This window comes from Singulisphaera rosea (genome assembly GCF_054877945.1).
In genome coordinates this window covers 141,208-158,365 of record NZ_JBTYIP020000011.1, presented here as the reverse complement: position 1 = coordinate 158,365, position 17,158 = coordinate 141,208, and the positions used below count along the sequence as shown (strand labels likewise).

The window sequence follows — 17,158 nt, the reverse complement described above, 5'->3', positions numbered from 1 at the left end:
GCACGGATTTCGCCGCTTGAGCCAACCGGGTTTCTGGCCCACTCGACGTGGACGCCCCCTCCCGGAAGCCGTGTCGTCCCAGTCCCACAGAAACCCGGTTTCCAAGAAAAGACTGGGTTTCGGGGCAGGCAATCAGCACGGCGGCGCTCGCCGCATAGAATGTTCAGAGAGTGACAACCCCGGCCGAGACCAATCCCACGATTGGCATGCCGCTTGCGTAACCTCGGCGAACAAGCTTTCCCCCCCGAAGGTGAGATCCTGCGATGGCCCGAGTTTTCCTTGATGGGCCCCCCGGGGGGCGGCCCCGAGCCTTCTCCGACGCGGCTGGGCACTGGCTCCTGACGGGGTCGGTCGCCCTGCTCCTGGCGACCGCGGCCGTCGGCTGCCGGCACGAGGCCCCCAAGGTCGCACCGGCCAAGCCGCCGGTGATCCCGGTCGGCAAGGCCGTCTCGCGGGTCATCTCCGACTACGTTTACTACACGGGGCGGACCGACGCGGTACAGTCGGTGAACGTCCGGGCCAGAGTCAGCGGCTACTTGATGAAGATGCCCTTCAAGGAAGGGGCGGAGGTCAAGGAGGGGGATGTCCTCTTCGAGATCGACCCTCGACCTTACCAGGCCCAATACGACGCGAGCAAGGCCCAGGTCGAGCTCCGAGAGGCCAACGCGAGGCTCACCAAGTCCGAGAACTCGAGGTCGCGTGCGATCTCGAAGAACTCCAACGGGGCCATCAGCCAGGAGTCGCTCGAGCAAAGCCAATCTCAGGAGGCACAAGCGGTCGCGCAGTTGAACCTCGCCAAGGCGAACCTCAACCTCGCCAAGCTCGAGCTCGACTTCACCAAGGTCACATCGGCGATCAGCGGCCACGTCAGCCGGTATTTCCTCACGGTCGGCAACCTGATCTCTCAGGACCAGACCCTCCTGACGACGGTCGTGTCGGTCGACCCGATGTACGCCTTCTTCGACGTCGACGAGCGGACCGTGCTCCGGGTCCGCAAGGCCATCAATGACGGCAAGATCAAGCCGCACAAGGACACGAACGAGATCCCGGTTAACATGGGGCTCGAAGGCGAAAGCGGCTACCCGCACCACGGCACCCTGAACTTCGTGAACAACACGGTGAACCTCACCACGGGCACGATCACGCTCCGCGGGGTCTTCGCCAACCCCCTGCCCCCCCAAGGGCGGCGATTGATCACGCCGGGGATGTTCGTGCGCATCCAGTTGCCGATCGGGGAACCTCGCCCCGCGCTCCTGATCGCCGAACGGGCCCTCGGCTCGGACCAGGGGGTGAAGTTCCTCTATGTGGTCGACGCGAAGAACACGATCCAGTACCGCCGCGTGAAGACTGGCGAAGTTCAGGAAGACGGCCTGATCCCGGTCGACGAGGGCCTGAAGGCCGACGAATGGGTCGTGATCGGCGGCCTGCCCCAGATCAAGCCCCGCATGGTCATCGAGCCCGAACCCACCCCCATGCGTGCGTCGGACGCCGACGAGGACTCCGAGAAAGCCCCGGCCCCGGCACCCTCCCCCTCGAAGCCGGCCGGAGCGGCCTCAGCGACCAAGAACAAGGCCAAAGGCGAAGAATGAGACCCGGGAACCGGGCGGGAGGACCGAGGCCCGGAGCCTCTCAGGTTGGCCCATGGTCGGCTCACCTGCCCGTCGCGATCACACGACCAGCCCTGCCCGAGGGATGCCCCGCGAGGGCACCGCAATGATCTCTCATTTCTTCATCGATCGGCCGATCTTCGCCTCCGTGCTCTCGATCGCGATCACCCTGACGGGTGCGATCGCGTTGTTCTCGCTGCCGATCACGCAGTATCCCGAGATCACGCCGCCGACCGTCCAGGTCTCGGTGAACTACCCCGGCGCCAGCGCCCGGATCGTGGCCGACACGGTCGCCGAGCCGATCGAGCAGCAGGTCAACGGCGTCGGGGGCATGCTCTACATGTCCTCCCAGGCCGGCAACGACGGCTCCTATACGCTGACGGTCACCTTCGACGTCGGGACCAACCTGAATACCGCGCTCGTGATGGTCCAGAACCGCGTCGCACTGGCGATGCCCCAACTCCCCACGTCGGTCCAGCTCCAGGGGATCACGATCCGGAAGAAGACACCGGACCTCCTGTTGATCGTGAACTTCATCTCGCCCGACGGCCGTTACGATGACATCTACCTGAGCAACTACGCGACGATTCACGTCAAGGACGAGCTGCTGCGGGTCGAAGGGGTTTCGGATCTGAACTACCTCGGCCAGCGCGACTACAGCATTCGTGCCTGGCTCGATCCCCAGGAGCTCGCCTCGAGGAACATCAGCGCCAGCGAAGTTGCGGCGGCGATCCGCGACCAGAACCTCGAGGTCGCCGCCGGACAGGTGGGCCAGCCCCCGTCGGGGGCGACGCAGGACCTCCAGCGGCCGATCGCCTCGTTGGGACGACTCACCGAACCCGAGCAGTTCGGCGACATCATCGTCAAGGTCGGCGTGCCGGGCCCGGCCGGCCCTTCGGCCGGGATCGTGAGACTTCGCGACGTCGCTCGTGTCGAGCTCGGGGCCCAGCAGTACGACCAGTATTGCAGCTTCGACGGCAAGCCATCCGTCGCGCTCGGCGTCCACCAACTCCCCGGGACGAACGCCCTCGACGTCGCCACCCGAGTCCGGGAGAAGATGGAAGAGCTGAAGGCCCAGTTCCCCGATGGCTTCGATTACTACATCGCCTACGACACCACTCCCTTCATCCGCGAGTCCGTCCAGGACGTCGTGCAGACCCTCTTTGAAGCGATCTTCCTGGTGGCTGTGGTCGTCCTGGTGTTCCTCCAGAACTGGCGCGCCGCACTCATACCCCTCGTCGCCGTCCCCGTCGCCATCGTCGGCACCTTCGCCGTCATGGCCGCCCTCAGGTTCTCACTCAACAACCTGTCTCTCTTCGGGCTCGTCCTCGCCATCGGCATCGTCGTCGACGACGCCATCGTCGTCGTCGAGAACGTCGAACGCTGGCTCGAACAGGGACTCAGCCCCAGAGACGCCACGCGCAAGGCCATGGACGAGGTTACCGGGCCCGTCGTGGCCGTCGCCCTCGTCCTCGCCGCCGTCTTCGTCCCCTGCGCCTTCATCGCCGGCATCACCGGGCAGTTCTTCCGACAGTTCGCCGTCACCATCGCCGTCTCCACCGCCTTCTCCGCACTCAACTCGCTCACCCTCAGCCCGGCACTCGCCGCCATCCTCCTCCGTCCGAGGGAACACGCCAGGGACCCGCTCACGAGGCTCATCGACCTCCTCTTCGGTTGGTCCTTCCGGCTCTTCAACGTCGCCTTCGAGGCGGGGACCTCGGCGTATGCCCGGATCGTTGGGTTCCTCTTGCGCGTCAGCCTTCTGGTGATCGTGGTCTATGCCGGGATGTTGTTCCTGACGTATTGGGTCTTCACGAGCGCGCCGACGGGCTTCATCCCGCAGCAGGACCAGGGGCGACTGATCGTGAACGTGCAACTGCCCGACTCCGCGTCGGTGCAGCGGACGAGGGAGGCGATGGCGATCGTGGAGAAGATCGCGAGGGAGACGCCGGGGGTCGCGCACACGACCACGGTCTCGGGGATTTCGATGCTGCTGTCGGCGAACGGCTCGAACTTCGGCTCGATGTTCGTGGTGCTCGACCCGTTCGAAAAACGTCGAAAGCCGGAGCTCCGCGACGAGGCGATCATGGCGAGGATGCGCGGGGAGTTCCCCGGGAGGGTGAAGGATGCGGCGGTCACCGTGTACGGAGCCCCTCCGATCCCCGGCCTGAGCGTGGCGGGGGGGTTCAAGGTCATGGTCGAAGACCGTGGGGGGCTTGGTTTCCAGGCCCTCCAGCGCCAGGTCGACCGCCTGGTCGCGAAGCTGAAGGCCACGCCGGGGCTCGTGGGCGTGCTCACCCAGTTCCGCTCGAACACGCCGCAGCTCTTCATGGACATCGACCGCTACAAGGTCAAGGCGCTCGGCCTTTCGCTCGCCGACGTGAACATGACGCTCCAGGTTTATCTGGGCTCGCTCTACGTCAACAGCTTCAACGACTTCGGCCGGCACTGGCAGGTTAACTTGATGTCGGAGGGAAAGTTCCGCAACCGCGTCGAGGGGCTCAACCTGCTCCAGGTCCGCAACAGCGTCGGGCAGATGGTCCCGCTCGGCACCCTGGTCAACGTCCGCGAGATCGGCGGGCCGGTCCTGGCGCCTCGGTACAACCTCTACGCGAGCGCCCCGATCATGGGGAACATGCTCCCGAGCATGAGCTCCGGCGAGGCGATCGCGGCCGTCGAGCGGGTGGCCGACGCGAGCCTGCCCCGGTCCATGACGACGGAATGGACCGAGTTGATGTTCATGCAGATCCGGGCGGGCAACACCGCCTTCGATGTCTTCGCGCTGGCGGTCGTCTTCGTCTTCCTCGCCCTGGCGGCGCTCTACGAGAGCTGGAAGCTGCCGATGGCGGTGATCCTGGTCGTGCCGCTCTGCCTCCTCTGCTCGGTCGTCGGCGTCCTGATCACGAAAACATCCGTGAACATCTTCGTCCAGATCGGATTAGTGGTGCTCGTGGGTCTCGCGTGCAAGAACGCGATCCTGATCGTCGAATTCGCCAAGCAACAGCAGGACGCGGGCACTCCCAGGCGGGAGGCGACGCTCGAGGCCTCGAGGCTGCGGCTCCGGCCGATCCTCATGACCTCGTTCGCGTTCATCCTCGGTGTCCTGCCGCTCGTCATCGCGCAGGGCGCGGGGGCGGAGATGCGCCGCTCGCTCGGCACGGCCGTCTTCAGCGGCATGCTCGGCGTCACCCTCTTCGGCATCTTCCTCACGCCGGTCTTCTACGACCTGATCGAGTGGTGTGGCGAGACCCGCCTCTTCCGCGCCATCCCGGTCCGCTGGATCGGCTCGATCCTGATCGGCGGAGTCGCGGGGGAGGCCCTCGGGGGCCTGCTCGCGAAGGTCGGCGCGGTGCATCCCACCTGGTCGCGTTTCGTCGGCGCCTCGGCGGGCATCCTCGTGGCGATCGGGGCCCTCGGCCTCCACCGCAAGCTCTGGGGTAGGTCGGACGAGTCCGGGCGGTCCCCCGACGATCGGCCGGGGCCCGACGCAACGATCGGAGGGACATCGCCTTGATCTCTCATTTCTTCATCGATCGGCCGATCTTCGCCTCGGTCCTCTCGATCGTCGTCACGCTCGCGGGGGGCGTGGCCGTTTTCACCTTGCCCGTGGCCCAGTACCCGGACGTGAGCCCGCCCACGGTCCTCGTCACCGCCATCTACCCGGGCGCCAACGCCCAGACCGTGCTCGACACGGTCGCCGCCCCGATCGAAGAGCAGGTCAGCGGCGTCGAGAACATGCAGTCGATGTCGTCCCAGTGCACCAACGACGGCGCCTACACCCTGACCGTGACCTTCAAACTGGGCATGGACTCGGACATGGCCCAGGTCCTGGTGCAGAACCGAGTCTCGCTCGCGCTCCCGGTCATCCCCGACCTGGTCCAGCGCGAGGGGATCAACGTCAAGAAGATGTCCCCCAACACGATGATGATCGTCAACCTCGTCTCGCCCGACGGACGATATGACGACATCTTCCTGAGCAACTACGCCACGATCGAGATCAAGGACGAGATCGGCCGCCTCCCCGGCGTCGCCGGCGTGACCTACCTCGGCCAGCGAGACTACAGCCTCCGCGCCTGGCTCGACCCCGACAAGCTCGCCGCCTTCCGGATCTCGGCGATGGACGTGGTCGCCGCGATCGGCGAGCAGAACCTGCAAGTCGCCGCCGGCCAGATCGGCCAGCAGCCGGTCCCCAAGGGGCAGCAGTTCCAGCTCACCATCAACACGCTCGGCCGGCTCACCGACCCCGAGCAGTTCGGGGACATCATCCTCAAGGCGAGCCCCCCCGGCCAGACAACCCCGGACTCCTCGAACCAGGCCCAGCCCGCGACCGACAACGCCACCCCCGCGTCGGCCTCGTCGACATCGACCTCGAGCACCGCCCCCGCCGCAGCCCCCGCGCAGGTCGGCCAGGATGCGTCGAGCCCCTCCGAGGCCCCCTCGCCTATCATCATCCGCCTCCGCGACGTCGCTCGTGTCGAGCTCGGGTCCCAGCAGTACGACCAGTCGTGCACCCTCGACGGCAAGCCCTCGGTCGCCCTCTCCGTCTTCCAGCTCCCCGGCTCGAACGCACTCGAGACCGCCCGGGGGGTCTACGCCAAAATGGACGAGCTCAAGCAGCGGTTCCCCGACGGACTCGACTACCAGATCGTCTACGACACCACCCCCTTCGTCCGCGAGTCGATCAACGAAGTCTTCAACACCTTGCGCGACGCCATCATCCTGGTGGCCGTGGTGGTCCTCGTCTTCCTCCAGAACTGGCGTGCCGCACTCATACCCCTCGTCGCCGTCCCCGTCGCCATCGTCGGCACCTTCGCCGTCATGGCCGCCCTCGGGTTCTCACTGAATAACCTCTCCCTCTTCGGACTCGTCCTCGCCATCGGCATCGTCGTCGACGACGCCATCGTCGTCGTCGAGAATGTCGAACGCTGGCTCGAACAGGGACTCAATCCCAGGGACGCTGCGCGGAAGGCCATGGACGAGGTCACCGGGCCCGTCGTGGCCGTCGCCCTCGTCCTCGCCGCCGTCTTCGTCCCCTGCGCCTTCATCGCGGGAATCACAGGCCAATTCTTCCGGCAGTTCGCCGTCACCATCGCCGTCTCCACCGCCTTCTCCGCGCTCAACTCGCTCACCCTCAGCCCGGCACTCGCGGCGATCTTGCTCAAGCCGAAGGACCACCCCAGGGACCCACTCACGAAGCTCATCGACCTCCTCCTCGGCTGGTTCTTCCGGCTCTTCAACGTCACCTTCGAAGCCGCCTCGTCGATCTATACGAGGCTGGTCGCGGGGCTCCTCCGTGTGACTCTGCTGGCGTTGCTCGTCTACGTCGGCCTGCTCGGCCTGACCTACTGGGAGTTCAATCGAGTCCCCTCGGGATTCATCCCCGCGCAGGACAAAGGCTACTTGATGTTGAATGTCCAGTTGCCCGACGCCGCGTCGGTGGAGCGGACGGAGAAGATCCTCTCGAAGATCGAGGCCATCGCCAGGGCGACCCCGGGGGTCCGGCACACCGTCGGGATCTCGGGCCGCTCGCTGATCCTGAACGCGAACGCCCCGAACCTGGGGTCGATGTACATCATGCTCCGCGACTTCTCCGAACGTCGCGACTCCAAGCTCGCCGCCGAGGCGATCGCCGCCGGGCTCCAGGAGCGCTGCCGCAAGCAGGTTCGGGGAGCCGCCGTGACCATCTTCGGCCCCCCGCCCGTCGACGGCCTGGGCACGACCGGCGGGTTCAAGCTCATCATCGAGGACCGTGGCAATCTCGGCCTCGCCGAGCTCCAACGCGTCAGCGACCGGATCGTCGCGAAGGGGAACGAGACCCCCGGCCTCAAGGGGCTCTTCAACAGCGCCCGGGCCAACACCCCCTGGCTCTACCTCGACATCAACCGGACCCAATGCATGACCTTGGGGGTCCCGCTCGGTGAGATCTTCAACACCCTCCAGGTTTACCTCGGTTCATACTATGTCAACAATTTCAACGAGTTCGGCCGGACCTGGCAGGTCAACCTCATGGCCGACCAGCACTATCGCGACAAGATCCGGGGGATCGGCCAGCTCCAGGTGCGGAACGCCAAGGGGGAGATGATCCCCCTAAGTGCCGTGATGACCGTCCGCGACACCAGCGGGCCGGTCATGGGCATGCGGTTCAACATGTACTCGTCCGCGGCGATCACCGGCGACACCGCGGCCGGCACGAGCTCGGGCCAGGCGGTCACACTCATGGAGCAGATCGCCCACGAGGAGTTGCCGCGTTCGATGGCCTTCGCCTGGACCGAGCTCGCGTTCATGCAGCTCCAGGCCGGCAGCACGGCGATTCAGGTCTTCGCCCTGGCCGTCGTCTTCGTCTTCCTGGTCCTCGCCGCGCAGTACGAGAGCTGGAAGCTGCCCCTGGCGGTAATCCTGGTCGTGCCGATGTGCCTGCTCTGCTCGGTCGTCGGCGTCGACGCCGACGGGCTCGACGTGACGATTTTCACCCAGATCGGCTTCGTCGTCCTCGTCGGACTGGCGTGCAAGAACGCCATCCTCATCGTCGAGTTCGCCAAACAGCAGCAAGATGCGGGGATGCCGAGGCGCGAGGCGACGCTCGAGGCCGCGAAGCTCCGACTCCGGCCGATCCTCATGACCTCGTTCGCGTTCATCCTCGGCGTCCTCCCCCTCGTCATCGCCCGAGGCGCGGGGGCGGAGATGCGCCGCTCGCTCGGCACGGCCGTCTTCAGCGGCATGCTCGGCGTCACCCTCTTCGGCATCTTCCTCACCCCGGTCTTCTACGACGTCGTCCAGCGCTTCGGCGGCGACCATACCCCCCCGCCCCACGACGGCCATCCCTCGCAACAGCCCCGTACTTCCGACCCCGTCCCTGAATCGAAAGGGTCGGAGGGATAAGCGACGATCTCGACAGCCGGATCATCGAGGTGGCCTGCTTGCTGGATGCATGCGCGGCCGAAGTCCTTCGAGGCGCGGACGTCGTCTCCGTCGGAGGCGTCGCTGATCTTCGAAATGATCGAGCAGTTCTACGAGGTCGAGGATCGGGCCCGGCCGCTGGATGCCGAGGACCGGGCCAGGCCCCGCCAGGCGGAAGCAGTGCCGGTCCTGGATCGACCGTCGGCGCGACTGTTGCCGAAGTCGTCGTTGGCACAAGCAGAAAAGCACACGTTGAATCAATGAAAATCGTCATGTCGATACACGGAGGACGGCCGGCTGTCGATCGACAACAAGGTGTCGGAGCGTCGGCTCCGGGACCAGGCGATCGGCCGGAAATACTGGAGTTACTGGGAGCGACACGGCCGGTCCGCGAGCATTGGGCAATGCATGAACCGGCTGCGACGGCGTCCTGTCTGAACCCGCTGCGAAGAAAATTCAGTCGCCGCGAGCGCGGCGGAGCTTGGTTTTTTGGTCACGTACGAGGTTCTTTTCCCGCTGCGTGAGGAAGATCTGGAAGAGATCGTCCTTGTCCTCGCCATCGGTGAGGTCCTGATCTTTCTTGACCACGCCGATGTAGCCGACACACATTTCATCTTTCACGCCATGGCCCCAGCGCACGATTTTCGGGGGATGGTTCGGGTTGCGCGGATGGGCCGAATTGTCGAAGTGGCCGACGGTGTGGACGACAGACCCCTTGGGAAGTGTCACCGGCTTCTCGAAATAGTATGTCCCCTGCCAGGCCGGGTCCCAATCGGGGATGTAGATCAGGTGCTGCTTGCGACCTCCAGGGAGGACGGCAAACATCCGGATATCATGGCCAAGCTGGTGCATGTGAGGCGTCACGGCGATCGCTTCGGTATCGACGGGAACGTACCAGGTCGCCTTGATCGGGATGTTCGGGTTGCCGGCGGGGAGGACGATGTCTGGGCAGGATGCATTATTCCAGTGCAGCGTTTTCTTCACGGGCTTGCGGGCGAAATGGAACCCCAGTTGGGTCCGGTCGGTCTCCCGCTTTCCACTGGGATGATAGTGGATCTGCAAGATCACGTCGGCTCCTCGGGGGAAGAGACGTCCGATGCCGTCCGGGAGGTGTGTGGGGTCGGTACCCGCGAGCCATGCTCCGAGGTCGCCGAAGACCTCGGCTCCTGGACCGGAGAACTCGGTGTAGCCCGGTCCCGGATCGGCCTTGTCGCGGAGCCGTGCCCCGCCCTCCGTGTCGATGAAGCCGAGCATGTGGTGCGTGACGCGCCGATTACGTGGCCGGTATTCGACGGCCGAGAGGTACACGTCCTTCGGCAGGTTCGTCGGGATCACGAAGCACCGATAGATGTCGGGTCCGCTCGCGGGCACTTCATATTCCTCGGGCATCTCGAGCACGAGGTCGGGCGTACCGAGCCGCCATCCGTCCGGGAACTTGACCGGCGGCGGCATGTCTTTCTCGTCGCCACGAGGCGCCCCTGCTTCGGCCCACGCCTTGATGACCTCGATCTCGGCCGTTGAAAGTGCCCGCTCGTCCTTGAGCTTGGGCCCGTAGCCGTGTGCGGGCTTCCACGGTGGCATCCGCTTTTCAGCGACGACCGTGGCAATGTCATCCGCACGCTTGCGAGCGTGCTCATAAGTCTCGAGGGGGAACGGCGCGACCTGTCCGGGGCGGTGGCAAGTCTGACAGTGTCTCTGAAGAATGATCGCGACGTCGCGCGTGAACGTCGGTTTATCAGGCGTGCGGGCGCGGTCCCCTCCCGCGAGAGCCCATGGGGTCACGATCGCGAACCAGGCCGCGAATCCCAGACGGACGACCCGGACGTGATTTCCGCCCACTTCCTCGATGCACATGCAAGCGGGTCCCTCAGCCGGGTCTTCGATTCCCGCAACGAGCCGCGACACCCGAGAGGAGTGCGCGTTCATTGGGCGCGTTCGAAGCTCCGCGCACAGGCTTTCGCCTGGATGGAAACGGGCCGAATTTATGACGCAGTTGGAGACCGCGCGAAAAAATCAGCGTTGCGCAGGCTCACGAAAAGGCGGAGCAGGCAACGGTTTCGCGCCGAGTCTTTGAGGAGAGATTTGACAGAGTCGGATCGTAGCACGAAGCGTCCGAAAAATCAAGCGTTTAATAATCTGAAAAGACGATCGTCCGGCGCGGCCTCAAGACGGCCATTTCCCCGACTCCGTGAGCATAGGCAGCTCGATGCCGGCCGACTTCGCGCCATCCTCGAGCCGCCGATGAATCTCCCGATCGGCGAACGTCTCGATCATCTTCTCGTGCGCTCGGCTCCGAAGCCGGTCGGTAGCCTGTCGGCGGTCTGTCCTCCCACGAGCCAACAGGATCGGACGCTCGGCCTCACCCGACCGAGGCTCATTCCCCAACAAATGACTCCAAGAAACGATCATGATAATCATATCTTGAAAAACAAAGACAAACGTAGGCGGGGGTTTCTTTGTCGCGGAAGGGTCGCCCGCCGACGGCTTGAGTGTCGGGGGAGTCACGAATTCGAAGGGAGTCGTCCGCGGGTTACATTCCTCGTCGGTCGCGAGGCGGCGCACTCTCCGACCAGCGTCTCTGTTCCGGGAGATTGCTGCGACGAAGAAATGGGCCGCCCCGCGAACGCGACAAAGTGCGCCACGATTGCGGGGAGTGGGAGGTCCTTGCGCATCGAATCGGTTTTCGAGAGTTTCGGAGATCTTCCGATTTGCCGCCATCGGGAAAATCCGAAAAATCGTCGCGGGGTTTTCCTGACCCCCCCATGACGTCTTCCTCGCCCGAACTCGATCTTCAGCCGCCCGACAGCCAGCCGGCCCGAATGGCGTGGGAGACGATCCCGGCTCGGCTGTCGATGCCGAGTTTCTCCATGGCTCGGGCTTTGTGGGTCTCGATCGTCTTGGAGCTGATGTTGAGTTGAGACGCCACTTCCCGGTTGGTGAAGCCTCGGGCGATGAGTCTGAGGACTTCCTCCTCGCGATCCGTCAGTGCCTGCTTCGGGGAGTCTGGCCGGGGCGAACGCTCCATGAGGCCGCCGAGCAAGACGCCGGTCAGGTTCGGGTCGAGGTACGAGCCGCCTTTGGCCACCGCCCGGATGGCGTGAATCAGGTCATCGGCCGCGGCCCGCTTGAGCAGGTAACCCGAGGCGCCGGCCTGCATCATCTGCTGGAGATAGCCGCCGTCCTCGTGGACCGTCAGGGCCAGCACCTTCACTTCCGGCCTTTCCCGTCGGATCCTCTCGGTGGCCTGTGCCCCGCTCAGCAGCGACATGGAGATGTCGATGACCGCCACCTCGGGCGCCAGCTCGAACGCGAGCCGGCAGGCGGTCTCGCCCTCGGGGGCTTCGGCGACGACTTCCATGTCGGGCTGCGATTCGATGAGGGCTCGCAGGCCCTCGCGGACGAGGTTGTGGTCGTCGGCCAGGAGTATTCTCAGCTTAGACATGACCAGCTCCCCCTTCGGATGATCGGTTGATGGGGATGCGGGCTCGGATCAGCGTCCCCTCGCCCTCTCCCGAGTCGATGAGGATCGTCCCGCCGACCAGGCCGACGCGTTCGTGCATCCCCAGCAGTCCCAGGCTTTCGAGGCTCCGACCATCGGGCGATGTAGGCCGACAACGCGGGGCCGAGGCCCAGGTCATCCAGGGCGGTCGGCCGGAGCTCGACGGCCATGTCGTGGGCCTCGCGGCTGATCGCGTTGGCGATCCGCTCGAGGTCGAAAAGCCGGTCGCGGGCCCGGGTGTCCTCCGGGAGGGCCCTTTCCAGAGACTTCAGGCCAAGGATCAAGGCCGTGAGCTCCTGCCCGAGCCCGTCGTGCAGCTCGCGAGAGACGCGACGACGCTCACCCTCCTGGGCCGTGACGACTCGCCGCAGCAACTCCTGTCGGACGGCCATGCTCACCCTCATCTCTTCGTTGGCCCGTTGTAACTCGGCGGTCCGCTCCGAGACGCGCCGTTCCAACTCGTCACGGGCCTCGCGGAGCTCGTCCTCGATGCGCTTCCACTCGGTGAGGTCGCGGGTGATCTTGACGAACCCCAAGTCACCGCCTTCGCCGAGCGGCGTCAGGACCCCGGAGGCGAAGAAACGCGTGCCGTCCTTGCGGACATTCCACCGCCCGCCGGAGGCACGTCCCTCCCGAAGCGCCGTTCGGCCCTCCTCGATGGGTATCCCGGCCGCCACGTCCTCCGGAGTGAACAGCATGGCGAAAGGGCGGCCGACGACCTCCTCCTGGGTGTAACCGAAGGTCGCCTCGGCCCCGGGGCTCGATGCGGTGACACCCAAGGCCGGGTCCAGGGCCATGATGGCGTAATCGGTGGCGCTGGCGACGATCAGCCGCAGCCGTTCTTCGCTCGACCGCAGGGCGGCCTCGGCGCGGGCCCGCTCGGCCGCGTCCCAGGTCCGCTCCCCGACTTCCGCGACGAGCGAAACCTCACCCGATGACCATCGGCGAGGCGTGAGCGAGTGGAGGTAAAAGATTGCAACAACCTTACCATGTTTCACGAACGGATAGGCAATCGCGGCACGCACACCGACGAATTCCCAGGTCGCCTCGTGCAACGCGGGGGTCACTCCATAGTCGACTTGCGTGTCCTCGAGAATGGCGACCTCTCCGCGTTCGATATTTCGGAAGAACGCTTCGAAATCCACGACCCGACGGTATCCCGTGACGAGCGACGCCCCCTCTCGCGTCCAGCCCCCTTCGGTCATCAAGTGCTCGCCGTCCGGGAGGAATTCCCCATAAGCGGCGTGGTCGACTCCGAGATGTTCCCCCAGCAACCGGGCCGCGATCTCCTTCACCTGGAACGGATCGGCGATCGGCCGCAAGGCGTCGCTCAATCTCAAGAGGAAGGCCTGTCGCTCCTCGCTCTCACGAATCGCCAATTCGTTGAGGAGCTTATCCGTCGTCTCCATGACGGAGGCCAGGAAGCCGAAGACCGAGCCGTCACGGTCGAGCACGGGAGAAAGGCTGAACGTGAAACCGGCCTCGGGTCGATCCGATCGCCACGGCACCGGAAAACGTTGGGCGACCACGACGTGCGGCCGGCCCTCGAGCACCGACGCCAGCAACGGTTCCATCTCCGCCGAGATGTGAGCGAAGGCGACACGGAACGGGACGCCGAGAGTCTCCCGGCGATTGCCCTGCAACAGGGCCTCATAAGCGTCGTTGCCGATGAGGACGAGGTCGTCGCCGGCCGCCAGGTACATCGCCTGTCGCGACGTAAGGACCAACTCGACGAGGGCCTTCAACCGCTCCGACCGGGTCTCGATCGGACCCAGTGAAGTTGTCGACCCGTCGAACGCTCGGACCCGATAGCCCATCGCTCCGCCGACGGCGGGTGCGCCTCGTGCTTCGCGAACCTCGGGGTCTGACAATGGCATCGGCCTGGACCTTGCTTGGAAGCAACGGATCACGCGTCGAATGACGAGCACGGACCTGCCCTGGCGAGATCCTCGGACTCTACCATAGTCCGCTTTTCGCACGGATGCTCGATCATTTCGTCCCGAACTTCTCCTCGATGTCCCTCCAACTCGCCAGGCCCACGATGTCCTCGAAGCTATCAAGGTCGATCGCCTCATTCGCGGGCATCGGCTCGCCGGCCTTGAGGGTGGAGAGGGCGCGCGCGAGGGTGTGAGCGATCTGGAAGAGGAGCATGGTGGGATACATAATCATCGCGAATCCCGCCTCGTGAATCGCGGCTGGCGACGCCCAGGGCATCCGGCCCCCCCCTTCCATCAACGTCGTCGCCAGTGGCGTCCCCGCGAGGGCCTTGCCGACCTGCTCCAGCTCTTTGAGGCTCCTGAGTCCTTCGATGTACAGGCCGTCGGCCCCGGCGTCTCGATAGTCTTTGCCGCGGCGGATCGCCTCGTCCACGCCCTTGGCGCTTCGGCCATCGGTCCGGGCCAGGATGAAGGTCTCCGCAAGCCTGCGGGCCGCAACGCCGTCTCCGTCGACTCGGTCGGGGCGCACCTGCTGGGCTTCGAGACCCTGGCCGTGCAGCACATCCGCCAGGCCGCCGAGTTGGGGCTCGGCGTGCCGCTCACGCCGATCGGCGGCGAGTCGGGCCAGGGCCGCTTGAAGATCGTGGGGATCCCCGTCGAAGAAGCGACGAAGATCTTCCGCCGGGCCGCGTACGGTCAGGAATTCTGACGCCGATCGTACAGATAGGCCTTCGGGCGGAACACCGACCGCTCGCATCCCGACCTAGAGCGGATCACGCACGCGTTGCGCACGTCGGAGGAAAACGGGGACTGGCTCTCGGCAGGATCAGGCTGGGGTTTTCGCGAATGAACATGGAGGCCGGGTGCCTGTCCCCATTTTCCGGGCCGTCGCCGTCCGCTGCGGCGGAAACGGGGACAGGCACCTGCGCTTCGCTGCGGAGCCAGTCCCCGTTTTCGCCTCCGCTCTCGGGTCACAGACACGCCGTACCGTGTGCAACCCAACCGTTTGCCGCTCTAACGAATCGCAAAACCTAACGCCCGACATCTCCGACACAAGTCGACCGGAGGCCCAATGGCCAATACGCCGTATCCGAGTCCCCGGCTACCTCCATGCCGCGGGCGGGGCCGACGCCGGGGACGAAAGGGAACGTCGGAAACAGGACGCCGAGCTCGGTCGGGAGCTCGGTTTCGAGATGGAGTTCCTGGGGTCGGTCCCGTTCGTCGGCACTCCTGGTGTTCGCGTTCCCAACCAGGCCAAGTTCCACCCATTAAAATATCTCGCCAGGCTGCTCGATCAGATCCCCGGAAAGCCATCCCACATCTTCGAGCACACCGAAGTCACGGAGGTCGAGGATGACCCGCTCGTCGTCAAGGCGAACGGCCATTCGATCCATTGCCATTACCTCGTCATCGCCACCCACGTGCCGCTCATGGGCAAGGCGGGCCAGGTCAGCGCCGCGCTCTTCCAGTCGAAGCTCGCGTCGTACTCGAGCTACGCGATCGGCGTGAAGGCGAAGCGAGGCGCAATCCCCGAGGCGCTCTTCTGGGATACGGCAAGCCCCTATCACTACCTGAGGGCCGACGAACATCCCCGCCACGTCTTCGTCATCCTCGGGGGCGAGGACCACAAGACGGGCCAGGAAGACGACCCGGAGGGCTGCTTTCGTGCACTGGCCCAAAGCCTCGAGGCGCTCTTGCCCGAGGGAGAGATCAACTACCAATGGTCGGGCCAGGTGGTGGAGACCAACGACGGGCTGCCACTTATCGGCGAGACCTCCGAGCGCCAGTTCGCCGCGACGGGCTTCGCGGGGAACGGCATGACGTTCGGCACCTTGGCCGCCATGATGGCCTGCGATGCGGCCCGGCGGATGAAGAACCCCTGGCGCGACCTCTTCGACGTCCATCGCAAGAAGCTGAGCAGCACCTGGGACTATCTCCGCGAGAACCTGGACCATCCCTACTACATGATCAAGGACCGGCTCTCATCGACGGAGGGCAACACGACTCGCGGCCTCAAGCCGGGGATGGGGAAGATCCTCACGCTCAAGGGCCGGCGCGTGGCGGCGTATCGCGACCCGAAGGGGAAACTGGTGACGCTGTCGCCGATCTGCACCCACCTGGGCTGCCTCGTGAGCTGGAATAAGACCGAATCGACCTGGGATTGCCCGTGTCACGGCTCCCGTTTCAAGCCCAATGGCCATGTGCTCGCGGGCCCCGCCGAGTCTCCCCTGGAACCCGTCTCACTCGACGAGGAGGAATGACCGGGCGAAGCATCAGCGGCCGAACCGGAAGATGTGGGCGTCTCGGTTCGGCCGTTCGAGGAAGTCGTCGGCGATGAGCCGCGCGGCGATGACACTCATCGTGATCCCTTTGCCGCCGTAGCCCTGGGCGAAATAGTCGTCCGGTCGCTCAGGGCTGTAGTCCCAGACTTCGACAGCGACGCAGGAGGGCATGCGTGAGCCGGAAAGCGTCGATCTCGGCGTCGCCCGTCGAGAGGATGGCCGCCGGTGCCGAGAATCCGTATTCCTCCCGGATCCGGTCCGGCGCGAGATATTCGACGTCGAAGCCAAATCGCCTGCGGCAATCGTGCTCGCTCTGAAGCTTCGAGACGTGGGACGACTTGCTCGCCAGATACAGGCTGGCCCGCCGCGTGAACCCGCAGTCGTCGCCGAGGCGTCCCACCAATTCCTCGACCCGAGTGATCGCCTCGAGGCCAAGCCAGTAGGCCCTCACGGCATCCGCTTCCCCCACTCGCTTGACGCGGTCCGCGAGCTCCGTATCGATCTCATACTGGAGCAGCGAGGTGCTCGCGGCCGTGCAGCCCATGCCGACGTCACGTTTGTCGAGGAGGACGATGTCGACCCCCTCCTCCGCGAGGTGGTAGGCGATGAGCGCGTCCGTGATCCCGCCTCCGATGATGACGACCTCGCAGGATTCCTCCCGACTCAAGGCGGGATAGCTCCCCGGGAGCCCATCCTTCAACGGCCAGAACGGCTGACCCGAGCGCAGATCCATCGGCAATCACTCGGCGGTTGAAAGCCGCCGCTCGCAACGCGGTCGGGGTGGGTGGGTGAAGACGTCGAACTTTCGAACCATGCATCGCCAATTATCAATTTAAGCAAATTTATGATTCACGGCCTGGGGACGATGCCGAGCAATGAGAGTCGGTTCCGAAACCTGTTTCTTTCTTAAAAAACGGGTTCCTGACGCCCGCGACA

Annotated in this window: 11 protein-coding genes and 1 pseudogene; 6 read left to right on the top strand and 6 right to left on the bottom strand. The window is 65.1% G+C overall.

The features are described from left to right. Positions 1-263 precede the first annotated feature (263 nt). The 4 genes and pseudogenes from ACYOEI_RS19780 (at position 264) to ACYOEI_RS19765 (ending at position 8,942) form a co-directional block, all read left to right on the top strand. Positions 264-1,589 (top strand): efflux RND transporter periplasmic adaptor subunit, encoded by a 1,326-nt coding sequence (locus ACYOEI_RS19780; protein WP_462851284.1) that lies wholly within the window; start codon positions 264-266, stop codon positions 1,587-1,589. 124 nt (positions 1,590-1,713) lie between these two features. Next, positions 1,714-5,121, top strand: a complete 3,408-nt coding sequence (locus ACYOEI_RS19775; RefSeq protein ID WP_462851283.1) for an efflux RND transporter permease subunit — start codon at positions 1,714-1,716, stop codon at positions 5,119-5,121. Further along, positions 5,118-8,486 carry an efflux RND transporter permease subunit gene (locus ACYOEI_RS19770; RefSeq protein WP_462851282.1) on the top strand — a complete coding sequence of 1,123 codons (3,369 nt, stop codon included), beginning with the start codon at positions 5,118-5,120 and terminating at the stop codon, positions 8,484-8,486. Before ACYOEI_RS19775 ends, ACYOEI_RS19770 begins: the two co-directional genes overlap by 4 nt. 45 nt (positions 8,487-8,531) lie before the next feature. Further along, positions 8,532-8,942 (top strand): annotated as a pseudogene (locus ACYOEI_RS19765) (IS66 family transposase). Positions 8,943-8,960: 18 nt separating this feature from the next. Here ACYOEI_RS19765 and ACYOEI_RS19760 read toward each other — a convergent pair. The 4 genes from ACYOEI_RS19760 to ACYOEI_RS19745 all read right to left on the bottom strand — a co-directional run bounded on the left by ACYOEI_RS19760 (position 8,961) and on the right by ACYOEI_RS19745 (position 14,469). Next, a complete protein-coding gene (locus tag ACYOEI_RS19760; protein ID WP_462851281.1) occupies positions 8,961-10,358 on the bottom strand; it encodes a monooxygenase in 1,398 nt (465 codons plus the stop codon). A 937-nt stretch (positions 10,359-11,295) separates the two neighbouring features. Then, complete coding sequence (locus ACYOEI_RS19755) at positions 11,296-11,946, bottom strand: response regulator (RefSeq protein WP_462851280.1); 651 nt, start codon at positions 11,944-11,946, stop codon at positions 11,296-11,298. Further along, positions 11,934-13,880, bottom strand: a complete 1,947-nt coding sequence (locus ACYOEI_RS19750) for a PAS domain S-box protein (protein WP_462851279.1) — start codon at positions 13,878-13,880, stop codon at positions 11,934-11,936. Before ACYOEI_RS19750 ends, ACYOEI_RS19755 begins: the two co-directional genes overlap by 13 nt. Positions 13,881-13,992: 112 nt before the next feature. Further along, positions 13,993-14,469, bottom strand: a complete 477-nt coding sequence (locus tag ACYOEI_RS19745; RefSeq protein ID WP_462851278.1) for an isocitrate lyase/phosphoenolpyruvate mutase family protein — start codon at positions 14,467-14,469, stop codon at positions 13,993-13,995. 24 nt (positions 14,470-14,493) lie between these two features. On the opposite strand from ACYOEI_RS19745, the gene ACYOEI_RS19740 reads away from it, so the two are divergent. Together ACYOEI_RS19740 and ACYOEI_RS19735 are read left to right on the top strand one after the other, a co-directional pair. Continuing rightward, positions 14,494-14,649, top strand: a complete 156-nt coding sequence (locus ACYOEI_RS19740; RefSeq protein ID WP_462851277.1) for a hypothetical protein — start codon at positions 14,494-14,496, stop codon at positions 14,647-14,649. 154 nt (positions 14,650-14,803) lie between these two features. Further along, the gene (locus ACYOEI_RS19735; protein ID WP_462851276.1) at positions 14,804-16,201 is read left to right on the top strand and encodes an FAD-dependent oxidoreductase; all 1,398 of its coding nucleotides are present in this window, start codon (positions 14,804-14,806) and stop codon (positions 16,199-16,201) included. Between the two features lie 12 nt (positions 16,202-16,213). On the opposite strand, the gene ACYOEI_RS19730 is transcribed toward ACYOEI_RS19735, so the two are convergent. Beyond that, positions 16,214-16,393, bottom strand: coding sequence for a hypothetical protein (locus tag ACYOEI_RS19730; protein WP_462851275.1), 180 nt, complete (start codon positions 16,391-16,393; stop codon positions 16,214-16,216). Beyond that, positions 16,350-16,955 carry an NAD(P)/FAD-dependent oxidoreductase gene (locus ACYOEI_RS19725; protein ID WP_462851274.1) on the bottom strand — a complete coding sequence of 202 codons (606 nt, stop codon included), beginning with the start codon at positions 16,953-16,955 and terminating at the stop codon, positions 16,350-16,352. Before ACYOEI_RS19725 ends, ACYOEI_RS19730 begins: the two co-directional genes overlap by 44 nt. Positions 16,956-17,158: the final 203 nt, after the last annotated feature.